This window comes from Citrobacter sp. Cf132 (genome assembly GCF_030333885.1).
Classification (GTDB): domain Bacteria; phylum Pseudomonadota; class Gammaproteobacteria; order Enterobacterales; family Enterobacteriaceae; genus Citrobacter; species Citrobacter freundii.
This window is the reverse complement of record NZ_JAOWFA010000048.1, coordinates 1-20,308: the sequence shown is the minus strand read 5'-3', so window position 1 is coordinate 20,308 and position 20,308 is coordinate 1. Positions and strand designations below refer to the sequence as shown.

The window sequence follows — 20,308 nt, the reverse complement described above, 5'->3', positions numbered from 1 at the left end:
TTATCAGGCCTACAAGCTTTATGCGTGTTCTGTGGGCCTGATAAGTGTTGCGTAATTACAACAGTGGTTTGAGGAAACGTGCCGTGTGTGAGGCTTCACACTCAGCGACCGTTTCTGGTGTGCCGGAGACAAGAATTTCGCCGCCGCCGCTGCCACCTTCCGGACCGAGATCGACAATCCAGTCAGCGGTCTTAATCACGTCCAGATTGTGCTCAATCACCACGATGGTGTTGCCCTGATCCCGGAGCTGATGCAGCACGTCCAACAGTTGCTGAATATCCGCAAAATGCAGACCGGTGGTCGGCTCATCGAGAATATACAGCGTTTGCCCGGTACCGCGTTTTGACAGTTCGCGCGCCAGCTTCACGCGCTGCGCCTCGCCGCCCGAGAGTGTGGTAGCGGACTGACCCAGTCGGATGTACGTCAGGCCAACGTCCATTAGTGTTTGCAGCTTACGCGCCAGCGCCGGAACGGCATCGAAGAACTCGCGTGCTTCTTCAATCGTCATATCCAACACTTCGTGGATAGTTTTGCCTTTGTACTTAATTTCCAGCGTTTCGCGGTTATAGCGCTTGCCTTTACATTGATCGCACGGCACGTAGATATCCGGCAGGAAGTGCATTTCGACTTTGATCACGCCGTCGCCCTGACAGGCTTCACAGCGTCCGCCGCGGACGTTAAAGCTGAAACGCCCCGGGGTATAACCGCGTGCACGTGACTCCGGCACGCCGGCAAACAGTTCGCGCACTGGCGTAAACACGCCGGTGTAGGTTGCCGGGTTAGAACGCGGCGTACGGCCAATCGGGCTTTGGTCAATGTCGATCACTTTGTCGAAATGTTCCAGGCCCTGAACGTCGCGATACGGCGCAGGTTCAGCCAGCGTCGCACCGTTCAGCGCCGTCTGCGCAATCGGGAACAGAGTATCGTTAATCAGTGTCGATTTACCCGAACCGGAAACACCGGTAATGCAGGTAAATAAACCTACCGGCAGCGTCAGGGTGACATCTTTCAGGTTGTTGCCGCGTGCGCCGGTGAGCTTCAGCACTTTCTCTGGGTCAGCCGCAACGCGCTGTTTAGGCACTTCAATCTTGCGTTTACCGCTCATGTACTGGCCGGTCAGCGACTCAGGCACTGCCATGATGTCGTCGAGCGTCCCTTCGGCGACGACCTGACCGCCGTGAACACCCGCGCCGGGGCCGATATCGATAACGTGGTCAGCGGCGCGAATCGCATCTTCATCGTGCTCGACTACAATGACGGTATTACCCAGATTACGCAGGTGGATAAGCGTACCCAGCAAACGCTCGTTATCGCGCTGATGCAAACCGATAGATGGTTCATCCAGCACGTACATAACACCGACCAGACCCGCGCCGATCTGGCTTGCCAAACGAATACGCTGGGCCTCACCGCCGGATAGCGTTTCCGCCGACCGCGATAGCGTCAGATAGTTGAGGCCGACGTTGACCAGGAACTTCAGACGATCGCCAATCTCTTTAAGAATTTTCTCGGCAATCTTCGCCCGCTGACCCGCAAGCTTCAGATTGTTGAAGAAATCCATTGCATGACCGATGCTCATGTCAGAAATTGCAGGCAGCGGCGTATTTTCAACAAATACGTGGCGGGCCTCGCGACGTAAACGTGTCCCTTCACAGCTGGCGCACGGTCGGTTACTGATGAATTTGGCTAATTCTTCGCGTACCGCACTGGATTCCGTCTCTTTATAACGGCGCTCCATATTGTGCAGCACACCTTCAAACGGGTGACGACGTACGGACGTATCGCCGCGATCGTTCATGTATTTGAATTCGATATTCTCTTTACCAGAACCGTACAGCACCACTTTATGCACGGTAGGATTCAGGCTGGCCCACGGGGCTTCGACGTCAAATTTATAGTGTTCCGCCAGAGACTTAAGCATCTGGAAATAATAGAAGTTACGGCGATCCCAACCACGAATAGCACCACCGGCCAGCGACAGTTCCGGGTTTTGAATCACCCGGTCAGGATCGAAATACTGCTGCACGCCGAGACCGTCACAGGTTGGACAGGCGCCCGCTGGGTTGTTAAACGAGAACAGCCGAGGTTCCAGTTCGCGCATGCTATAGCCGCAGATAGGGCAGGCGAAGTTGGCTGAGAACAGCAGCTCTTCCGCTTTCGGGTCGTCCATATCGGCGACCACCGCCGTACCACCGGACAGTTCCAGCGCGGTTTCAAAGGATTCAGCCAGTCGTTGGGTGAGATCGTCACGAACTTTAAAGCGGTCAATCACCACTTCAATAGTGTGTTTCTTTTGCAGCTCAAGCTTAGGCGGATCGGAAAGGTCACACACTTCGCCGTCGATACGGGCGCGGATATAGCCCTGGCCCGCCAGGTTTTCCAGCGTTTTGGTGTGCTCGCCTTTACGCTCCTTAATTACCGGCGCCAGCAGCATCAGACGTTTGCCTTCCGGCTGCGACAGGACGTTGTCCACCATCTGGCTAACGGTCTGCGCTGCCAGGGGAACGTCGTGATCCGGACAGCGCGGCTCGCCAACGCGGGCAAACAGCAGACGCAGATAGTCGTGAATTTCGGTAATTGTACCTACCGTGGATCGCGGGTTATGGGACGTCGATTTTTGTTCAATTGAGATGGCAGGAGAGAGCCCCTCAATGTGGTCGACATCCGGTTTTTCCATCAGCGACAGAAATTGACGCGCGTACGCGGAAAGGGATTCAACGTAACGACGCTGCCCTTCGGCATATAAGGTGTCGAAAGCGAGCGAAGATTTGCCTGAGCCCGAAAGCCCGGTGACGACAATCAGCTTGTCGCGCGGGATGACGAGGTTGATGTTTTTGAGATTATGGGTGCGGGCGCCCCGAACTTCGATCTTATCCATTCATCTTTCCCGGATTAAACGCTTTTTTGCCTGGCTGCATGGTGCTACCGGCGATCACAAACGGTTAATTATGACACAACCTGACCTGAATGGATATACAGTATTGGAATGCAAAACGCATGTTCCTGTGCAACAATGTCTGGCGGGGGTTGTTTACTGGAATCAACTTCGCAACGTAGTAAAAGCGCTATTGGAAATGCTACAATCCCGCGCTTACACTTATTCAGTAACGTTTTTCAGGAGACACGATCATGGCCAGCAGAGGCGTAAACAAGGTGATTCTCGTCGGTAATCTGGGCCAGGACCCGGAAGTACGCTATATGCCGAATGGTGGCGCAGTTGCCAACATTACGCTGGCTACTTCCGAATCCTGGCGTGATAAAGCGACCGGTGAAATGAAAGAGCAGACTGAATGGCACCGCGTTGTGCTGTTTGGCAAACTGGCGGAAGTGGCCAGTGAATATCTGCGTAAAGGTTCCCAGGTCTATATCGAAGGTCAGCTGCGTACCCGCAAATGGACCGATCAGTCCGGCGTAGAAAAGTACACCACTGAAGTTGTTGTTAACGTTGGCGGCACCATGCAAATGCTGGGCGGTCGTCAGGGCGGTGGTACTCCGGCAGGTGGTGGCCAGCAGCAGGGTGGTTGGGGTCAGCCTCAGCAGCCGCAGGGCGGCAATCAGTTCAGCGGCGGTGCGCACTCTCGTCCGCAGCAGTCCGCTCCGGCAGCGCCGTCTAACGAACCGCCGATGGATTTCGACGACGATATTCCGTTCTAATCCTTCTGCTTTTCGCTGAAAATTATGGCTACCTCAAGACCGGGGTAGCCATATGCAATTTTGTTATCAGTTCAACACCATCGGCCAGTCTGGCGGTGTGTGGCTCATCACATCAACCATCACGGTTTCAATGTTCTGCCAGATAGTGGACATATCCACCAGGGTTATGCCGAGCAATCCAGTCGCAAACCAGCAGGCAAACACCAGCCCCAAACCGCTGCTAATGACGGCCAGGCCAATATAATCTGATTTACGAAAACGGATATTGAGCGTACTGGCTAAAAACATCAGTACCGCGCTGAGTAGTTGCCACCGCAGAAGAACCACGCCAGTTGTTATTGTTGCCATGAAAAACGTCCTCAGAAAGTCTGGATGCCCAGGACAGCGCGGGGGTGTTCACCGAGGGTGTAGTACTCTGGCTATCGACGGGCAATAACATGAATGAAACATTGTTTCTGTTACATGATTTTTGTGAACTATATCACAAGTGCTCGTTTGTTCACCACTATTGGACGCTATTTTTGTAGGCCTAAAACCACTCTGAGTGTGTGGTTTAATTTAATGAAGGGTTGATAATAAATAACAATGTTTTAAACATGTATTTAGTCTGCTTGTTATATTTATCCTAAATTAAACGTTAAAAAACTTTAATGAATTTCTTAAACGCAGCCAGGATAATGCTCATAAAAAATTACTCCGTGGGGATAATAACGTTATGAAATAAGCATAACTTTAAGTTTGCCTTACGGAAAAATAATATCATCATCAACTATTATCAGACTTTTACATAGAGAAGTCTGTTGCTAATACTGATAGATTCATGCAACTTAATCAGTCGGTGTTTATAGCATCCTGCCTTGATGGGTTCTGGCATATACGAAACAGGGAAATAGGGCTGACATGAATCACAGTGCGCGACGCAAGATGCTGAAGTTCCTGGGAACATTCATGGTGGTATTGTTCCCCGTGGTGCTGGCGATTTGGTTTGCACATATCCGGGCGATGACCGAAACCCATAACCAACTCCGCTCTTTTGCTCAACTGGTGTTAAATAAAACAGAATTGGTAATCCTACAAGCCGATTTGGCGCGTGATATGGCCCAGTTGTATCAGGGTAAGATGTGTACCCCGGCACATCAGAAAAGTATGCTGAATATTATTCGCGGTCGTTTATATATCAGTGAGCTAATTTATGCGCAGGGCGATCATTTTTTGTGCTCTACGTCTATGGCGCCGACTGTTACTTATATTATGCCGACAGCCGACTATAAACGTACGCCGGATATCGCCATCTATTACTACCGCGATACCCCTTTTTTCGCTGGCTACAGAATGACGTACATGCAACGTGGGAACTACGTCGCAGTCATAAATCCATTATCCTACAGCGAAGTCATGTCAGATGATCCGGATCTGTCCTGGGGCGTATATGACACAGTAACAGATACGTTTTTCTCTGCCAGCGAAGCGGCAAATATTGCGCAATTCGCGCCTCTCGTACGCGGTGAAGCCTCGACCTTTCAACAAGACGATCGCTTTTACACCATCGTGCATTCAGAAAAACGCCCAATTGCGATCATTGTGTCGACCTCACACAACCGCGTAAGTCAGATTTTCTATCACGAGGCGGCGTTAACCATTCCCTTCGGGATTATCTGCAGCATCCTGATGTTATTGATGTGGTGGCGTACGCGTCAGGAATACCTGTCTCCCCGCCGTTTATTAAAACGCGCAATCAAAAATCGTCAGTTGCGTCTGCACTACCAGCCGATCATTGATATCAAAAACGGTCAGTGCGTTGGGGCCGAGGCTCTGCTGCGCTGGCCTGGCTGTAAAGGTGAGGTGATGAGTCCGACCGAGTTTATTCCGCTGGCTGAAAAAGAGGGAATGATCGAGCGGATCACGGATTACGTGGTTGAAGAGGTATTCAACGATTTGGGGTATTACCTTTCGGCACATCCACAGCTTTATATCTCGATAAACCTTTCTGCTTCTGATTTTCATTCATCCCGACTCATTGCCCTGATTACAGATAAGAACCGTGAGTACTCCGTGGCGGCCCAGCAAATTAAAGTCGAGGTAACGGAGCGTGGATTTGTTGATGTAGAAAAAATGACGCCGGTAATCCAGGCGTTCCGCCAGGCGGGTTATGAAGTGGCGTTTGATGATTTTGGCACGGGATACTCCAATCTACATAATTTGTCCGCGCTGAATGTCGATATCCTGAAGATCGACAAATCGTTTATTAGCACCCTGTCCACTAACAGCACCAGCCACATGATTGCCGAACATATCATTGAGATGGCGCAAAGCTTACATCTGAAAACGATCGCGGAAGGGGTAGAAACGACGGAGCAAATCGAGTGGCTGCGTGAACGCGGCGTACAGTATTGTCAGGGCTGGTATTTTGCGAAGGCGCTGCCGCCGCAGGAGTTCATGCACTGGATACAACGGTCGCCCGCCATACTGACGCAGAGCGGGCAATAAGCTTACAGGCGGTGGCGGTAATCGCTGGGGGTACGATCAAACTCGCGGCGAAACACGCGCGAAAAGGTTTGTTGCGATACATAACCAAGATCCATCGCGATATCGAAAATAGGTCGCTCAGTCGTCCTCAGTTCAACCGCCGCCAGCAGAAGTCGTCGCTGGCGGATGTAGTCACCCAGCGTCTGGCGCGTCACCGTGCGGAACATTCTCTGTAAATACCACTTCGAGTAACCTGATTTTTTCGCAACCGCCTCAATGTTCAGCGGCTGATCGATATGTTCATCAATCCATTCAATAAGGGTCTGAATAATCTGCTGATGGGACATAGGGCTGCCTCTTTCTCAGTATTCGATTCGTCGTTTTGTCTGTGGGCGAGTATAATTCCTCAAGTTAACTTGAGGTAAAGCGATTTATGGAAAAGAAATTACCCCGAATAAAAGCGCTGCTCACGCCAGGTGAAGTTGCAAAGCGTAGCGGCGTGGCAGTTTCGACCCTGCATTTCTATGAAAGCAAAGGGTTAATCAGCAGCATGCGCAACAGCGGTAATCAGCGTCGCTACAAACGTGATGTGTTGCGTTACGTGGCGATTATCAAGATTGCTCAACGTATTGGGATCCCGCTGGCAACGATTGGCGACGCGCTGGGCGTATTACCTGAAGGACATTCACTTAGCGCTAAAGAGTGGAAACAGCTCTCTTCGCAATGGCGTGAAGAGCTGGACCGACGCATTCATACTTTGGTGTCGCTACGTGATGAGCTGGATGGATGTATTGGTTGCGGCTGCTTGTCGCGCAGCGATTGCCCGTTGCGTAACCCAGGCGATCAGCTGGGCGAGCAAGGAACCGGGGCGCGTCTGCTGGAAGATGATTGATTGGTTTAAATATATGACGGGTATAAAACTAAAGCGCCACAGAGGGCGCTTTAGTTTGGTTCCGGTCTTTGTCTTTCACTCTATCCCGCTGGTTCACGGGAGGGTTTCCCCCGACATCAACACCCCTCAGTCGAGCACATTAGGGGAGGTTCCGGCCTGTGTTGATAATGTAAGTGTAAGCTACCTCCCTCCATTTGCCAGTCAAATGATGATTTTTTAGCCAAAAAAATTACCGCATCTTCACCGGTTTTCTTGCGCGAGTTTGCGCGAAAAATAAGAACGATTGTTGCGACAATCTGGCGAAATTTGTTACCAGATTGCGCATTGACGATAACGTTTGCGCATCGACTGGTTGTTTATTGTGCGTTATAAGAAGAAATGAGTAAAAAGCGGCAAAGTTCAGTTGAAAACCGGCGTATGATCGCTGGATAATCGTTTGCTTTTTTTTACCACCCGTTTTTTATGCGCGGAGCTAAACGTTTGCTTTTTTGCGACACCCCTAATGACGCAAACCTGGCACATGGAGAAAACGTTTAGCAGGCAGTGGATTGTCCAGCACGCATAATGACGAAAAAATAAACTCTCAGGGGATGTTTTCTATGTCTACGCCTTCAGCGCGTACCGGCGGTTCACTCGACGCCTGGTTTAAAATTTCGCTTCGCGGCAGTACCGTTCGTCAGGAAGTCGTTGCCGGATTAACGACGTTCCTCGCCATGGTTTACTCCGTTATTGTGGTTCCAGGGATGCTGGGTAAAGCCGGATTCCCGCCTGCCGCTGTATTTGTGGCAACCTGCCTGGTCGCGGGCGTCGGTTCTATTGTCATGGGCCTGTGGGCAAATCTGCCGCTGGCGATTGGTTGCGCCATTTCTCTGACGGCGTTTACCGCATTCAGCCTGGTATTGGGGCAACATATCAGCGTGCCCGTTGCGCTGGGCGCGGTGTTCCTGATGGGCGTCCTGTTTACCATCATTTCCGCGACGGGTATTCGTAGCTGGATCCTGCGCAATCTGCCGCAGGGCGTTGCGCACGGTACGGGAATCGGTATCGGCCTGTTCCTGCTGCTGATTGCGGCAAACGGCGTTGGTCTGGTGATTAAGAATCCGCTGGACGGTCTGCCGGTTGCGCTGGGCGACTTCGATACCTTCCCGGTGATTATGTCGCTGGTTGGTCTGGCGGTGATTATTGGCCTCGAAAAACTGAAAGTACCGGGCGGCATCCTGCTGACTATTATCGGTATTTCCATTGTTGGCCTGATTTTCGACCCGGCCGTGCATTTCTCCGGTATTTTTGCCATGCCGTCTCTGAGCGACGAAAACGGCAACTCGCTGATCGGCAGCCTGGATATTATGGGCGCACTGAATCCTATCGTTCTGCCGAGCGTGCTGGCGCTTGTTATGACCGCCGTCTTCGATGCGACCGGCACCATTCGTGCCGTAGCCGGACAGGCGAATTTGCTGGATAAAGACGGACAGATTATCGACGGCGGCAAAGCGCTGACCACCGACTCCCTGAGCAGCGTGTTCTCTGGTCTGGTGGGCGCTGCTCCTGCGGCGGTATACATTGAATCCGCAGCGGGTACGGCGGCAGGCGGTAAAACTGGCCTGACGGCGATCACCGTTGGTGTCCTGTTCCTGCTGATCCTGTTCCTCTCTCCGCTCTCGTATCTTGTACCGGTATACGCAACGGCGCCTGCACTGATGTATGTGGGCCTGTTGATGCTGAGCAACGTTGCGAAAATCGACTTTGCTGACTTTGTCGACGCAATGGCGGGTCTGGTAACGGCCGTATTTATCGTGCTGACCTGTAACATCGTTACCGGCATTATGATTGGCTTTGCTACCCTGGTGATTGGCCGTCTTGTCTCTGGCGAATGGCGCAAGCTGAACATCGGCACGGTGGTTATCGCTATCGCGCTGGTGGCCTTCTACGCGGGCGGCTGGGCTATCTGATTTTTGTTCGATAAAGATCCTCAAAACGGGTGGCTTTGGCCGCCCGTTTTTATTTTCAGAACACACTCGTTGTCTTTTGCGTTACTCTCAATTAGATAGAATTGAGGCACGACGCCTCTCATCACCAATCATAAGAAACATCGCAAACAGGGAACGCATGGAAATCTTTTTCACCATACTCATCATGACCCTTGTGGTCTCGCTGTCGGGGGTATTTACTCGCGTATTGCCCTTCCAACTCCCTTTACCCCTAATGCAGATCGCCATCGGCGCCTTGCTGGCGTGGCCGACGTTTGGTTTGCATGTGGAATTCGATCCTGAGCTGTTTTTGGTGCTGTTCATCCCGCCGCTGCTCTTTGCCGATGGCTGGAAGACGCCAACGCGTGAGTTTCTCGAGCATGGGCGAGAGATCTTCGGCCTTGCGCTGGCGCTGGTGCTGGTCACGGTGGTCGGCATTGGATTTATGATTTACTGGCTGGTGCCGGGGATACCACTTATCCCAGCCTTTGCGCTGGCCGCCGTCCTTTCGCCAACCGATGCTGTTGCCCTTTCCGGCATTGTGGGGGAGGGGCGCATACCGAAGAAAATCATGGGCATCCTGCAGGGCGAAGCGTTGATGAACGACGCCTCCGGTCTGGTCTCTCTGAAGTTTGCCGTCGCCGTGGCGATGGGGACGATGGTATTCACCGTTGGTGGCGCAACGCTTGAGTTCTTCAAAGTGGCGATTGGCGGCATCCTGGCTGGTTTTGTCGTCAGTTGGCTGTACGGGCGCTCCCTGCGCTTCCTCAGCCGCTGGGGCGGTGACGAGCCGGCAACGCAAATCGTCCTGCTGTTCCTGCTGCCGTTTGCGTCTTACCTGATTGCGGAACACATCGGCGTTTCTGGTATCCTCGCGGCGGTCGCTGCCGGGATGACGATCACCCGTTCCGGGGTGATGCGCCGCGCACCGCTGGCGATGCGTTTACGTGCTAACAGTACCTGGGCAATGCTGGAGTTTGTGTTTAACGGCATGGTCTTCTTGCTGTTAGGGCTACAGTTACCGGGGATTCTGGAGTCTTCTTTGGCGGCGGCCGAGGTCGATCCGAACGTTGAAATCTGGATGCTGTTTACCGATATCGTGCTGATTTACGTGGCGCTGATGCTGGTACGTTTTGGCTGGCTGTGGACGATGAAAAAATTCAGTCTGCGCTTCCTGAAGAAAAAACCGATGGAATTCGGATCCTGGACGACGCGTGAAATCCTGATTGCCTCCTTTGCCGGTGTACGCGGAGCAATTACCCTCGCCGGTGTGCTCTCCATTCCACTGTTGTTACCGGATGGTAGCGGATTCCCGGCGCGATATGAGCTGATCTTCCTTGCCGCAGGCGTGATTCTGTTCTCGCTGTTTGTTGGCGTGGTGATGTTGCCGATTCTGCTACAACATCTGGAAGTGGCAGACCACTCGCAGCAGCAGAAAGAGGAACGTATTGCTCGCGCTGCTACGGCAGAAGTGGCGATTGTCGCGATCCAGAAAATGGAGGAGCGACTGGCCGCGGACACCGAAGAGAACATCGATAATCAGTTACTCACCGAGGTGAGTTCCCGCGTGATTGGTAACCTGCGTCGTCGCGCCGACGGACGCAACGATGTGGAAAGCTCGATGCAGGAAGAAAACCTCGAGCGACGTTTCCGCCTGGCAGCGTTGCGTTCAGAACGCGCAGAGCTTTATCACCTGCGCGCGACGCGGGAAATCAGCAATGAAACGCTGCAAAAGCTGCTGCACGATCTGGACTTGCTGGAAGCGCTGTTGATCGAGAATCAATAAACGAGAGAGCCTGATGCGCTACGCTTATCAGGCCTATGGGGTAGCACGTTGTAGGCCGGATAAGGCGTTTGCGCCGCATCCGGCGAAAGATCTGCCTGATGGCGCTGCGCTTATCAGGCCTACATAAAATATTCATCGTGTAATTTGCGAGCCGCTTTCCTGAACTGATCTGTTTGTCTTGTCTGTTCCCTCTTTTCTCCATACGGTTGAGGAAAGGGGGAAACATGTCCAACTATCGACGAAATTACATCAACGGAGGAACCTGGTTTTTTACGGTAAATCTGCAGGACCGTCGAAGCCAGCTTCTGATATCAAAAATTGATCGGTTACGTTGTGCTATTTCTGCGGTACAAAAAATGAAACCTTTTTATATCAATGCGTGGGTCGTATTACCTGAGCATATGCATTGCATCTGGACGTTGCCTGAAAATGACGCTGATTTTTCATCCCGCTGGCGGGAAATTAAGAAGCATTTCACGCGATCGTTGTCTGCCCGACATATCTGGCAACCTCGCTTTTGGGAACATACCATCCGCGATGAGCACGATTATCGACAGCATGTTGATTATATTTACATTAACCCAGTGAAGCACGGGTGGGTAAAACAGGTACAGACATGGCCTTTTTCAACATTTCATCGCGATGTGAGGCGTGGTTTGTTCCCACACAATTGGGCAGGTGAAATAATGGATTTTAATATGGGTGAACGTGCCTGATGGCGCTACGCTTATCAGGCCTACAAAACCGATGTAGGCCGGATAAGGCGTTTGCGCCGCATCCGGCATTTTACGACGCTTGCGGCAGCCAAAACCCTTCACAGCATTTGAGCCACGCCTGGGCGCTGTGCGACAGATACACGCCTTCGCGCCAAATCATGCCCAATTGCCAGCGTAAATCACTCTCCAGAGGGATCCAGCGCAACGTTTGCTTATCCAGGCGCTGGCAAATCGGCTCCGGTAAAATGGCAATCCCGACTCCGGCTTGTACCATCGCAGCCAGAAAATCCCACTGCCCGCTGCGCACCGCGATGCGGGGCTTGACGTTGTGTTGGCTAAACAGCTCAAGCAATTGGCGGCTCAACGCGAAATCTTCGTTGTAGATCAGTAGCGGATGTTCCGCCAGTGCCTCGGGGGAAATGGATTCGCATGTTGTCCACTGACCGGAGCGGGGGACCAGCACGCAGAGCGGATGACTGAAAAGCGGTAAGGTCGCCAGACCACTCTCTTCTTCAACCGGCAGCGCGGTCATCGCAACATCCAGATCGCCGTTCATCACCGCCTGCTGGACGGTTAAGCCGCCAAATTCAGAGACCTTCAGCTCAACGCCGGGATAGCGCTGGCGAAACAGGCTGATGGGCCCGGCCATCAACATACCGACCATCGGCGGGATACCGAGGCGCAGCACACCCCTGTTGAGGTGATTAATGTCGCTAAGTTCGGCTTCAAGCTGGCGAAACTCAGCGAGGATCGCCAGGCCGCGTTCGAAAACGACCTGTCCGGTGTCGGTTAACAACAATCGCCGCCCGTCGCGGATGAGCAATGTGCAATTAAGCTCGTCTTCAAGGTTCTTCAACATCTTGCTGATGGTGGGCTGGGTGACAAAAAGCTTCTCCGCTGCGCGAGTAAAGCTCTGCTGACGAACCACCTCAACAAAATATCGCAGCGTTCTGATATCCATGATTATTCCTTAAGACTATGCCTGCAATGAGTTTAATTCATTTCAGTCCTGGACGGGGGCTCTCTATACTGGCGCTCTCTATTTTTTAAGGACATACCCTCATGGCTGTGGCGATAAGCCGCGTGACGCCTGCTGTTATTCATCGACTCCAGATCCCCGTTCAGGTTCTGTTGTACGCAGGTCTCTTTGTATTTGCTCAATATCTTGTCTCCTGGCTGCATCTGCCGCTTCCTGCCAACCTGGTAGGGATGGTGCTGATGCTGGCGTTAATTGTCTGCCGGGTTATCCCGCTGAACTGGATTCGCGCAGGTGCTCGCTGGTTACTGGCTGAAATGCTGCTGTTTTTTGTCCCGGCGGTGGTCGCCGTTGTGAACTACACGCAGCTGTTGCTGGTTGATGGCTGGCGTATATTTGCCGTCATTGCGATCAGTACGCTGATGGTGCTCGGCGCCACGGCGTGGGTGGTGGATAAAGTGTATCGCTATGAAATGAGCAGGTTAAACCGTGAGTAATTTCCAGCTAAGCGTGTTGTGTCTGGTGATTACGCTGGGTATCTACTTTGCTAATAAGCGTTTGTATCGCCGTTTTCGTAAATTACCGCTGATGCCATTAGTTCTCACCCCGGCCCTGCTGGTGCTGATGCTAGTCTTCGGCCATATCTCCTGGCAAAACTATATTGGTGAATCGCACTGGTTGCTGTGGCTGTTAGGACCGGCGACCATCGCCTTTGCCGTTCCGGTGTATGACAACCTTGCGGTGATTAAGCGTCACTGGATGTCGCTGACGGCGGGCGTGGTAACGGCAACGCTGGTGGCCGTTACCAGTTCCGTGTGGCTGGCGCGCCTGTTTATGTTGCCTGATGAGATCCAACGCAGTCTGGCGGTGCGTTCCGTCACCACGCCATTTGCGCTGGCAGCGGCAGAGCCATTGGGCGGGCAGCCGGACCTGGTGGCCTTGTTCGTGGTGGTGACCGGCGTATTCGGCATGGCGGTCGGCGATGTGCTGTTTTTACGCCTTTCCATTCGTGAAGGAATGGCGAAAGGCGCAGGATTTGGCGCTGCATCGCATGGCGCAGGCACGGCGCGCTCTTATGAGCTTGGTCAGCAAGAGGGCGTGGTTGCCAGTCTGGTAATGATGCTTTCCGGCGTGGTGATGGTATTGGTTGCGCCACTGGTCGCGAGGCTGATGTTCTAAGAAAGGATGTAATCCTCCGGCCCGAAAGCCGGAGGAGAAGGGATGTTAGTGCGCGCGACCTTGTTCTACGCCGTACCCGGTCTGGGAGCGGATGAACTGAGCACGGAACTGCTCGCGTTCGCGGTTGCCTTCTTCTGAGTTGTCGGTAGCAGAGAAGAACCAGATCCCGAGGAACGCTATGCTGATGGAGAACAGCGCTGGATATTCATACGGGAAAATGGCTTTTTCGTGACCGAGGATCTGGACCCAAATGGTTGGGCCGAGAATCATCAATACTACCGCTGTTAACAGACCTAACCAGCCACCCAGCATTGCGCCACGGGTGGTCAGACGCGACCAGTACATGGAAAGCAGGATGATCGGGAAGTTGCAGCTGGCCGCGATGGCGAACGCCAGACCCACCATGAAGGCGATGTTCTGGTTCTCAAACAGCACGCCGAGCAGGATGGCTATCACACCCAGTACCAGTACGGTGATTTTTGACACCTTCAGCTCTTCACGTTCGGTTGCGCCTTTGCGGAATACGTTGGCGTACAGGTCGTGAGAAACTGCCGAAGCGCCCGCCAGCGTCAGCCCGGCAACCACCGCCAGGATGGTGGCAAACGCCACTGCAGAGATGAAGCCGAGGAACAGGTTACCGCCCACCGCATTCGCCAGGTGAACCGCCGCCATGTTGTTACCACCGATCAGTGCGCCTGCAGCATCTTTGTACTCTGGATTAGCACCTACCAGCATGATCGCGCCAAAGCCGATGATAAAGGTCAGGATGTAGAAATAACCCATAAAGCCGGTGGCATAGAATACGCTCTTACGCGCTTCGCGGGCATCGCTGACCGTGAAGAAACGCATCAGAATATGCGGCAAACCTGCTGTACCGAACATCAATCCAAGACCTAACGACAGGGCGGATATCGGATCTTTTACCAGACCGCCCGGGCTCATAATCGCGGAGCCTTTTGGGTGTACTGCCATCGCTTCGGTGAACAGGTTGTTGAAGCTGAAGCCGACGTGCTTCATTACCATGAAGGCCATAAAGCTGGCGCCGAACAGCAGCAGAACAGCTTTAATGATCTGTACCCAGGTGGTTGCTAGCATGCCGCCAAACAGAACGTACATCATCATCAGTACGCCAACCAGTACGACGGCGATGTGATAGTTCAGACCAAACAGCAGCTCAATCAGTTTACCTGCGCCGACCATCTGGGCGATCAGATACAGCGCGACCACCACCAGGGAACCACAGGCCGACAGAATACGGATTGGACCCTGCTTCAGACGATAAGAAGCAACGTCAGCAAAGGTGTAACGACCGAGGTTACGCAAACGCTCAGCAATCAGGAACAGAATAATTGGCCAGCCGACCAGGAAGCCGAGTGAGTAAATCAGCCCGTCATAACCGGAGGTAAATACCAGCGCGGAAATTCCAAGGAACGATGCCGCCGACATATAGTCGCCCGCAATCGCCAGCCCGTTCTGGAAACCGGTGATGTTACCGCCGGCGGTGTAGTAGTCATTACGCGAACGTACGCGTTTAGACGCCCAGTAGGTAATGCCGAGCGTAAAGATGACGAAAATCAGGAACATAACAATCGCCTGCCAGTTGGTTGGCTGGCGTTGAACTGCACCGCTAATAGCATCCGCCGCGTTTGCGGCGAAGGGCAGCGTGGCGGCAAGCGCCGTCAGGACTCTCTTCATGATGCTTTAACCTCGTGCAGAACCGCATTGTTCAGGCGATCAAATTCACCGTTTGCCCGCCAGATATAAATCCCGGTCAGAATGAAGGAGATAAGGATCACACCGACCCCAATCGGAATACCCCGGGTGACGCTGGTTCCCGCGTGGAGCGGCGTACCCAGCCAGCCAGGCGCAAAGGCAATCAGTAAAATAAAGCTGATATAAACTGCCAGCATGATGATGGACAGAATGGTGGCAAACCGTTGCCGTTTTTCTACTAACTCCCTGAAACGCGCACTGTCTTCTATCCGCTGATAAATTTGGTCATTCATCACAGAGTCTCCAGAGATACCCCCTTCGTCTTTCACGCCGCAGGTGCGTTGGCCGCACTCGCCCACCCCAGTCACATAGTGAACTATGCTCCTGGGGATGTGCTCGCTTGCCGCCTTCCTGCAACGCGAAATCCTTTGGGGGAGGGTTTTTATATTTCCCTCCCGGTCAGGGGAGGGGTAGGGATAGGATTTGTAGACCCGATAAGCTGCGCGCCATCGGGCATTTCACAGTTATGGTTATGATGGCATCGCGATGGCCTGCTTCTCTTCGAGCAGTTTCTCCACGACGCCAGGATCGGCGAGAGTCGAGGTATCGCCCAGATTGCTGGTATCGCCCGCCGCGATTTTACGCAGAATACGGCGCATGATTTTGCCGGAGCGGGTTTTCGGCAGTGAGTCGGTCCAGTGCAGCACGTCTGGCGTTGCCAGCGGGCCAATTTCTTTACGCACCCAGTTGCGAACCTCGGCGTACAACTCAGGTGACGGCTCTTCACCGTGATTCAGCGTGACGTAAGCGTAGATCGCCTGGCCTTTAATATTATGCGGAATCCCTACCACCGCGGCTTCGGCAATCTTCGGATGCGACACCAGCGCCGATTCGATTTCAGCTGTTCCCAGACGGTGGCCGGAGACGTTCAGCACATCGTCCACACGTCCGGTGATCCAGTAATAGCCATCTTCGTCACGGCGCGCGCCGTCGCCGCTGAAGTACATATTCTTGAAGGTAGAGAAGTAGGTTTGCTCAAAGCGTTCGTGATCGCCAAACAGCGTTCTCGCCTGGCCCGGCCACGAGTCGGTAATCACCAGATTGCCTTCGGTCGCGCCTTCCAGCGGATTACCTTCGTTATCGACAATCGCAGGCTGTACGCCAAAGAATGGACGGGTTGCAGAACCGGCTTTCAGTTCGGTGGCGCCCGGCAGCGGGGTGATCATGAATCCACCGGTTTCAGTCTGCCACCAGGTATCGACGACCGGGCATTTTTCGTTGCCGATCTTCTTCCAGTACCACTCCCATGCTTCCGGGTTGATCGGCTCGCCAACTGAACCCAGGATATGCAGTGACGAACGGTCAGTGCCTTCAATCGCTTTATCGCCTTCCGCCATCAGGGCGCGAATGGCGGTCGGTGCGGTATACAGTATATTGACCTGATGCTTGTCCACAACCTGCGACATACGCGCCGGGGTAGGCCAGTTTGGCACGCCTTCGAACATCAGCGTGGTTGCGCCGCAGGCCAGCGGACCGTACAGCAGGTAGCTGTGCCCGGTTACCCAGCCTACGTCAGCGGTACACCAATAGATATCGCCCTGATGGTAATCAAACACATACTTAAAGGTAGTTGCAGCGTAGACCAGATACCCGCCGGTAGTGTGCAGCACGCCTTTCGGCTTGCCGGTTGAGCCAGAGGTATACAGGATAAACAGCGGATCTTCGGCGTTCATCTCTTCCGGCTGGTGTTCTGAGCTGGCCTTCTCGATAAGATCGGACCACCACAGGTCGCGACCTTCCTGCCATTCCGTTTTCCCACCGGTACGTTTGAGAACGACCACATGCTCCACGGTTTTCACATTTGGATTTTTCAGCGCATCATCCACGTTCTTTTTCAGTGGGATAGCACGCCCGGCGCGTACGCCTTCGTCGGCGGTGATCACCAGGCGTGAATTGGAGTCGATAATACGTCCGGCGACGGCTTCCGGTGAGAAACCACCGAAGATGACTGAATGCACCGCGCCAATACGGGCGCAGGCCAGCATGGCGACCGCAGCTTCCGGCACCATCGGCATATAAATGGCCACCACGTCACCTTTTTTAATGCCTAAATCCAGTAGCGTATTGGCGAAACGGCAGACATCGCGATGCAACTCGCGATAGGTAATGTTTTTGCTTTGGGTTGCGTCATCGCCTTCCCAGATGATGGCGGTACGATCGCCGTTTGCCTGCAGGTGGCGGTCAAGGCAGTTTGCGGCCAGATTCAGGGTGCCGTCTTCGTACCATTTAATCGACACGTTGCCTGGTGCGAAGGAAGTGTTCTTCACCTGGCTGTACGGCTTGATCCAATCAAGAATTTTTCCCTGTTCGCCCCAAAATGTGTCGGGTTCGTTAACGGATTGCTGGTATTTCTCTGCGTACTGCTCCGGATTTATCAGGCAACGATCCGCAATGTTTGCGGGAATAGCGTGTTTATGTATTTGGCTCATGGCTTTTGTTCTCCTTGTAGGATGTTAATAATATGTCTCATAAACGTTAAATGTAGGGGCTTTGAGAGTTTTGTTTAGTATTTGCGCGGCAGATCACGCAATAAACGAATTGTGCAAATTAGCGACAAACTGAATTTTGAAGGGAGCTAGCAAAATTGACTAAATCTCGCGATAACATGTAGTTATCTAAAGGATTGTTGAAAAGGTGATCTGTATCTGAATTAGACAAAAGAGGGAGCAATCAAAGGGTGTTACTAACTCTAAAGTGGTATTTTACATACACTTACAATTGATTAAAGACAACATTTTCAGTGTGGTTTCTTGTTACAAATAGGGTGGAGCAATGTCATGACAGTGTCAAGGCTCAATTGAAATGTCCGTTATCCAGCTCAATTAAAATGACCACTTTGATCTCTCATTCTCTTTACTGATAGACTTTCCTCCGACTGAAACAACAGGATGATTGAGCCCATGCTTCGATACGAGTTAACGCCGAACAATGCAGGTTTTATACTGTGGGGAGATTCAGAAGCCCTGAATGAATTACATGAACTCATTCATTACATCGTGGATGAAAGCCCACTGATTAAAGTTAAAGACGGATTTATGTTATCCCTTGCCTATGATATTCGTAAAGCACGGGAAGGTAATCGTCGTGTTGAGCAACATCAGTATGATCAACATGATACATATAAGCTTTATGGTGTTGAGCTTTTATGGCCTCTGGTCCTGGTACAGTCCTCAATACTCAGAAACTCAATGGGTTATATTCAGACAGACAAAAACCAGCTGTCTGTCATGTATGCCTTTGAATACCTGATAGAATCAGCATTAACAGAGTCTGAGAGAACAACGTCGAATGATATTATGCTAACAGTAAAATATGCATCAGACTCTGATTTTAATTTCATTGAGGATAATATTGACAGCAGGTGCTGCTATTTTATCAGCCTATCTCCGGAGCAAAGAAAAAAGCAGTTAATCAGTATTGTTCGTTCTTTTCATTCATTATGGGGTAAGTATGCCCGTGAAAAGCAGGACATAAAGATGCTGAACGAAATGAATAATACATCATGGGTCTGGCCGGACAATATCAACTGGTGAGCAACCACTGTCCGGCCAGTGAGTACCATCAGCGGGCTCTTTTACCAAAAATGTCCTCTGAACGTGACTGAAGCTGTTTGAGTGCTTCGAGCATGTCATCATTATCCAGTGAGCGCTGGGATTTCTTCCCTTCCTGCTTTGGCCGTCGTCGGGAAGGGCCATCTCCAGCGGGAATTGACTGAGAGCGCGTGTTATCCCGCTTGCTCTGCACCAGACTGATAAACTCCAGGGTTCGGCCAAGACGCTTGTTATCGACAATCGCGCCCTGGTCGATTTCTGACAGTCGGTCGTAGGTAGAGTAGGGAAGTAGCGTACCGTTCAGGCGCAGCTCTTTTCTGCCATCAGGATAGTGATACACATCGATATATTTACCTATTGCACGGCGACTCAGTTCGCTGTCTTCAATCAGGTACAACATTTTATCATATTGTATCGTCAACGATTTTGAGACTTTACGTTTTTCACGAACAGTGAAAATAAGCCCCAGGTCCTCATCATGTTCTACAGCACGGTGTACGTCAAAATCATGTCGCGGTACTTTGCCAAAACGGCGGTTATAGTCAGCCATATAGGCCTCAGCGAAGTCATTTGCAGCCTCCATTGAACAAATGCCCTGTAACCGCAGCTCTTTGACCAGACGATCCTGTAAAGTGAGGTGAGCTCGTTCTACACGCCCTTTGGCGGGACTGGTTTCTGCACAGATAGTCTGGATGTTCAGTTCATGCATGGCTCGCCCAAACTGAGTATGCCCGTCTCCGCCTGTGGCGTGTTTATTGTTAACACGAAAAACACCGGCTTTATCGCTGTACAGTGCCAGCGGTTTACCATGCTTATCGATATAGCGCCGCGTGGCTTCGAAGTAAGAAAACGTGGACTCCGATTTAACAAACAACAGTTCCATCAGTTTGCTGGTTGCATCATCAACATAGACCAGCGCGGTGCAGGCCGGGCCACGGCCTTCAAACCAGTCGTGATCACAGCCATCTATTTGTATCAGCTCACCAGTACACGGACGCCGGTACCGTGGTTGAGGGATCCTTGCGGCACGTTGTTTACGGGGAACCCATAAGCCAGCCCGCACCATGATGCGCCGGACAGTTTCTTTGCCAAGAAACAGTCCGTGGAGTTCTTCGAGCTTTTCACGCGCCAGAGTCGGACCGAAATCAGCATAACGCGTCTTGATCAGTTCCAGAGCCTGATCTGCGAGCCCGGGTGGCAACTGGCGGTTACCACGCATGCCACATCGTCTGCTGGCCATACCAAGCGGTCCGCCTTCACGGTAACGGGCAAGAAGTCTGCGGCATTGCCTGTCGCTGATACCGAGGTGCTCGGCCGCACGGCGCGTTGTGATGCGACGTTCAATGAC

17 protein-coding genes are annotated in these 20,308 nt (G+C 52.3%); 9 read left to right on the top strand and 8 right to left on the bottom strand.

Annotated elements, in window-relative coordinates:
* Positions 1-55: 55 nt before the first annotated feature.
* Positions 56-2,878, bottom strand: a complete 2,823-nt coding sequence (gene uvrA / locus OGV85_RS06960) for an excinuclease ABC subunit UvrA (RefSeq protein WP_061547501.1) — start codon at positions 2,876-2,878, stop codon at positions 56-58.
* A 251-nt stretch (positions 2,879-3,129) separates the two neighbouring features.
* Here uvrA and ssb1 point away from each other — a divergent pair, with 251 nt between their 5' ends.
* Complete coding sequence (gene ssb1 / locus OGV85_RS06955; protein ID WP_061547502.1) at positions 3,130-3,654, top strand: single-stranded DNA-binding protein SSB1; 525 nt, start codon at positions 3,130-3,132, stop codon at positions 3,652-3,654.
* Between the two features lie 66 nt (positions 3,655-3,720).
* Here ssb1 and OGV85_RS06950 read toward each other — a convergent pair whose 3' ends face one another.
* Positions 3,721-4,002: a YjcB family protein gene (locus OGV85_RS06950; protein ID WP_044715249.1), complete on the bottom strand. Its 282-nt coding sequence runs from the start codon at positions 4,000-4,002 to the stop codon at positions 3,721-3,723.
* A gap of 552 nt (positions 4,003-4,554) precedes the next feature.
* Between OGV85_RS06950 and pdeC the strand changes: the two genes are divergently transcribed.
* Complete coding sequence (pdeC, locus tag OGV85_RS06945; RefSeq protein WP_061547503.1) at positions 4,555-6,141, top strand: cyclic di-3',5'-guanosine monophosphate phosphodiesterase PdeC; 1,587 nt, start codon at positions 4,555-4,557, stop codon at positions 6,139-6,141.
* A gap of 2 nt (positions 6,142-6,143) precedes the next feature.
* On the opposite strand, the gene soxS is transcribed toward pdeC, so the two are convergent.
* Entirely contained in the window at positions 6,144-6,467 is a 324-nt protein-coding gene (soxS, locus tag OGV85_RS06940; RefSeq protein WP_003031731.1) for a superoxide response transcriptional regulator SoxS, read from the bottom strand.
* A gap of 86 nt (positions 6,468-6,553) precedes the next feature.
* Here soxS and soxR point away from each other — a divergent pair, with 86 nt between their 5' ends.
* From soxR to OGV85_RS06920, 4 genes are all read left to right on the top strand, one after another.
* Positions 6,554-7,012, top strand: coding sequence for a redox-sensitive transcriptional activator SoxR (gene soxR, locus OGV85_RS06935; protein ID WP_003031733.1), 459 nt, complete (start codon positions 6,554-6,556; stop codon positions 7,010-7,012).
* A gap of 599 nt (positions 7,013-7,611) precedes the next feature.
* The gene (ghxP, locus tag OGV85_RS06930; protein WP_003031735.1) at positions 7,612-8,961 is read left to right on the top strand and encodes a guanine/hypoxanthine transporter GhxP; all 1,350 of its coding nucleotides are present in this window, start codon (positions 7,612-7,614) and stop codon (positions 8,959-8,961) included.
* A gap of 157 nt (positions 8,962-9,118) precedes the next feature.
* Positions 9,119-10,765: a Na+/H+ antiporter gene (locus OGV85_RS06925; protein ID WP_003031737.1), complete on the top strand. Its 1,647-nt coding sequence runs from the start codon at positions 9,119-9,121 to the stop codon at positions 10,763-10,765.
* Positions 10,766-10,989: 224 nt separating this feature from the next.
* Entirely contained in the window at positions 10,990-11,481 is a 492-nt protein-coding gene (locus OGV85_RS06920) for an REP-associated tyrosine transposase (RefSeq protein WP_044715244.1), read from the top strand.
* Positions 11,482-11,551: 70 nt separating this feature from the next.
* Here the strand turns inward: OGV85_RS06920 and OGV85_RS06915 are convergent, their stop codons facing one another.
* Positions 11,552-12,442, bottom strand: a complete 891-nt coding sequence (locus OGV85_RS06915) for a LysR family transcriptional regulator (protein WP_003844732.1) — start codon at positions 12,440-12,442, stop codon at positions 11,552-11,554.
* A gap of 101 nt (positions 12,443-12,543) precedes the next feature.
* Here OGV85_RS06915 and OGV85_RS06910 point away from each other — a divergent pair, with 101 nt between their 5' ends.
* Both OGV85_RS06910 and OGV85_RS06905 read left to right on the top strand, forming a co-directional pair.
* Positions 12,544-12,954 carry a CidA/LrgA family protein gene (locus OGV85_RS06910; protein ID WP_003031742.1) on the top strand — a complete coding sequence of 137 codons (411 nt, stop codon included), beginning with the start codon at positions 12,544-12,546 and terminating at the stop codon, positions 12,952-12,954.
* The gene (locus tag OGV85_RS06905; protein WP_003031745.1) at positions 12,947-13,636 is read left to right on the top strand and encodes an LrgB family protein; all 690 of its coding nucleotides are present in this window, start codon (positions 12,947-12,949) and stop codon (positions 13,634-13,636) included. Before OGV85_RS06910 ends, OGV85_RS06905 begins: the two co-directional genes overlap by 8 nt.
* 45 nt (positions 13,637-13,681) lie before the next feature.
* Here OGV85_RS06905 and actP read toward each other — a convergent pair whose 3' ends face one another.
* From actP to acs, 3 genes are all read right to left on the bottom strand, one after another.
* Entirely contained in the window at positions 13,682-15,331 is a 1,650-nt protein-coding gene (gene actP / locus OGV85_RS06900; RefSeq protein ID WP_003031747.1) for a cation/acetate symporter ActP, read from the bottom strand.
* Positions 15,328-15,642 carry a DUF485 domain-containing protein gene (locus OGV85_RS06895; RefSeq protein ID WP_003031750.1) on the bottom strand — a complete coding sequence of 105 codons (315 nt, stop codon included), beginning with the start codon at positions 15,640-15,642 and terminating at the stop codon, positions 15,328-15,330. The genes actP and OGV85_RS06895 overlap by 4 nt, the downstream gene beginning before the upstream one ends.
* Positions 15,643-15,879: 237 nt before the next feature.
* Positions 15,880-17,838 (bottom strand): acetate--CoA ligase, encoded by a 1,959-nt coding sequence (acs, locus tag OGV85_RS06890; protein ID WP_061547504.1) that lies wholly within the window; start codon positions 17,836-17,838, stop codon positions 15,880-15,882.
* A 471-nt stretch (positions 17,839-18,309) separates the two neighbouring features.
* On the opposite strand from acs, the gene OGV85_RS06885 reads away from it, so the two are divergent.
* Positions 18,310-18,942, top strand: coding sequence for a DUF6904 family protein (locus OGV85_RS06885; RefSeq protein WP_001567369.1), 633 nt, complete (start codon positions 18,310-18,312; stop codon positions 18,940-18,942).
* A gap of 28 nt (positions 18,943-18,970) precedes the next feature.
* Here OGV85_RS06885 and OGV85_RS06880 read toward each other — a convergent pair.
* Positions 18,971-20,308: ISNCY-like element ISKpn21 family transposase (locus tag OGV85_RS06880; RefSeq protein ID WP_286553333.1), on the bottom strand; the 1,338-nt coding region annotated here is incomplete at its 5' end.

Excerpts from the sequence above, each read along its gene's own strand:
- uvrA (WP_061547501.1), bottom strand. The coding sequence starts at position 2,878 with ATGGATAAGATCGAAGTTCGGGGCGCCCGCACCCATAATCTCAAAAAC.
- ssb1 (WP_061547502.1), top strand. The coding sequence starts at position 3,130 with ATGGCCAGCAGAGGCGTAAACAAGGTGATTCTCGTCGGTAATCTGGGC.
- pdeC (WP_061547503.1), top strand. The coding sequence starts at position 4,555 with ATGAATCACAGTGCGCGACGCAAGATGCTGAAGTTCCTGGGAACATTC.
- OGV85_RS06910 (WP_003031742.1), top strand. The coding sequence starts at position 12,544 with ATGGCTGTGGCGATAAGCCGCGTGACGCCTGCTGTTATTCATCGACTC.
- OGV85_RS06895 (WP_003031750.1), bottom strand. The coding sequence starts at position 15,642 with ATGAATGACCAAATTTATCAGCGGATAGAAGACAGTGCGCGTTTCAGG.
- actP (WP_003031747.1), bottom strand. The coding sequence starts at position 15,331 with ATGAAGAGAGTCCTGACGGCGCTTGCCGCCACGCTGCCCTTCGCCGCA.
- soxR (WP_003031733.1), top strand. The coding sequence starts at position 6,554 with ATGGAAAAGAAATTACCCCGAATAAAAGCGCTGCTCACGCCAGGTGAA.
- OGV85_RS06915 (WP_003844732.1), bottom strand. The coding sequence starts at position 12,442 with ATGGATATCAGAACGCTGCGATATTTTGTTGAGGTGGTTCGTCAGCAG.
- ghxP (WP_003031735.1), top strand. The coding sequence starts at position 7,612 with ATGTCTACGCCTTCAGCGCGTACCGGCGGTTCACTCGACGCCTGGTTT.
- OGV85_RS06885 (WP_001567369.1), top strand. The coding sequence starts at position 18,310 with ATGCTTCGATACGAGTTAACGCCGAACAATGCAGGTTTTATACTGTGG.
- OGV85_RS06925 (WP_003031737.1), top strand. The coding sequence starts at position 9,119 with ATGGAAATCTTTTTCACCATACTCATCATGACCCTTGTGGTCTCGCTG.
- OGV85_RS06950 (WP_044715249.1), bottom strand. The coding sequence starts at position 4,002 with ATGGCAACAATAACAACTGGCGTGGTTCTTCTGCGGTGGCAACTACTC.
- soxS (WP_003031731.1), bottom strand. The coding sequence starts at position 6,467 with ATGTCCCATCAGCAGATTATTCAGACCCTTATTGAATGGATTGATGAA.
- acs (WP_061547504.1), bottom strand. The coding sequence starts at position 17,838 with ATGAGCCAAATACATAAACACGCTATTCCCGCAAACATTGCGGATCGT.
- OGV85_RS06920 (WP_044715244.1), top strand. The coding sequence starts at position 10,990 with ATGTCCAACTATCGACGAAATTACATCAACGGAGGAACCTGGTTTTTT.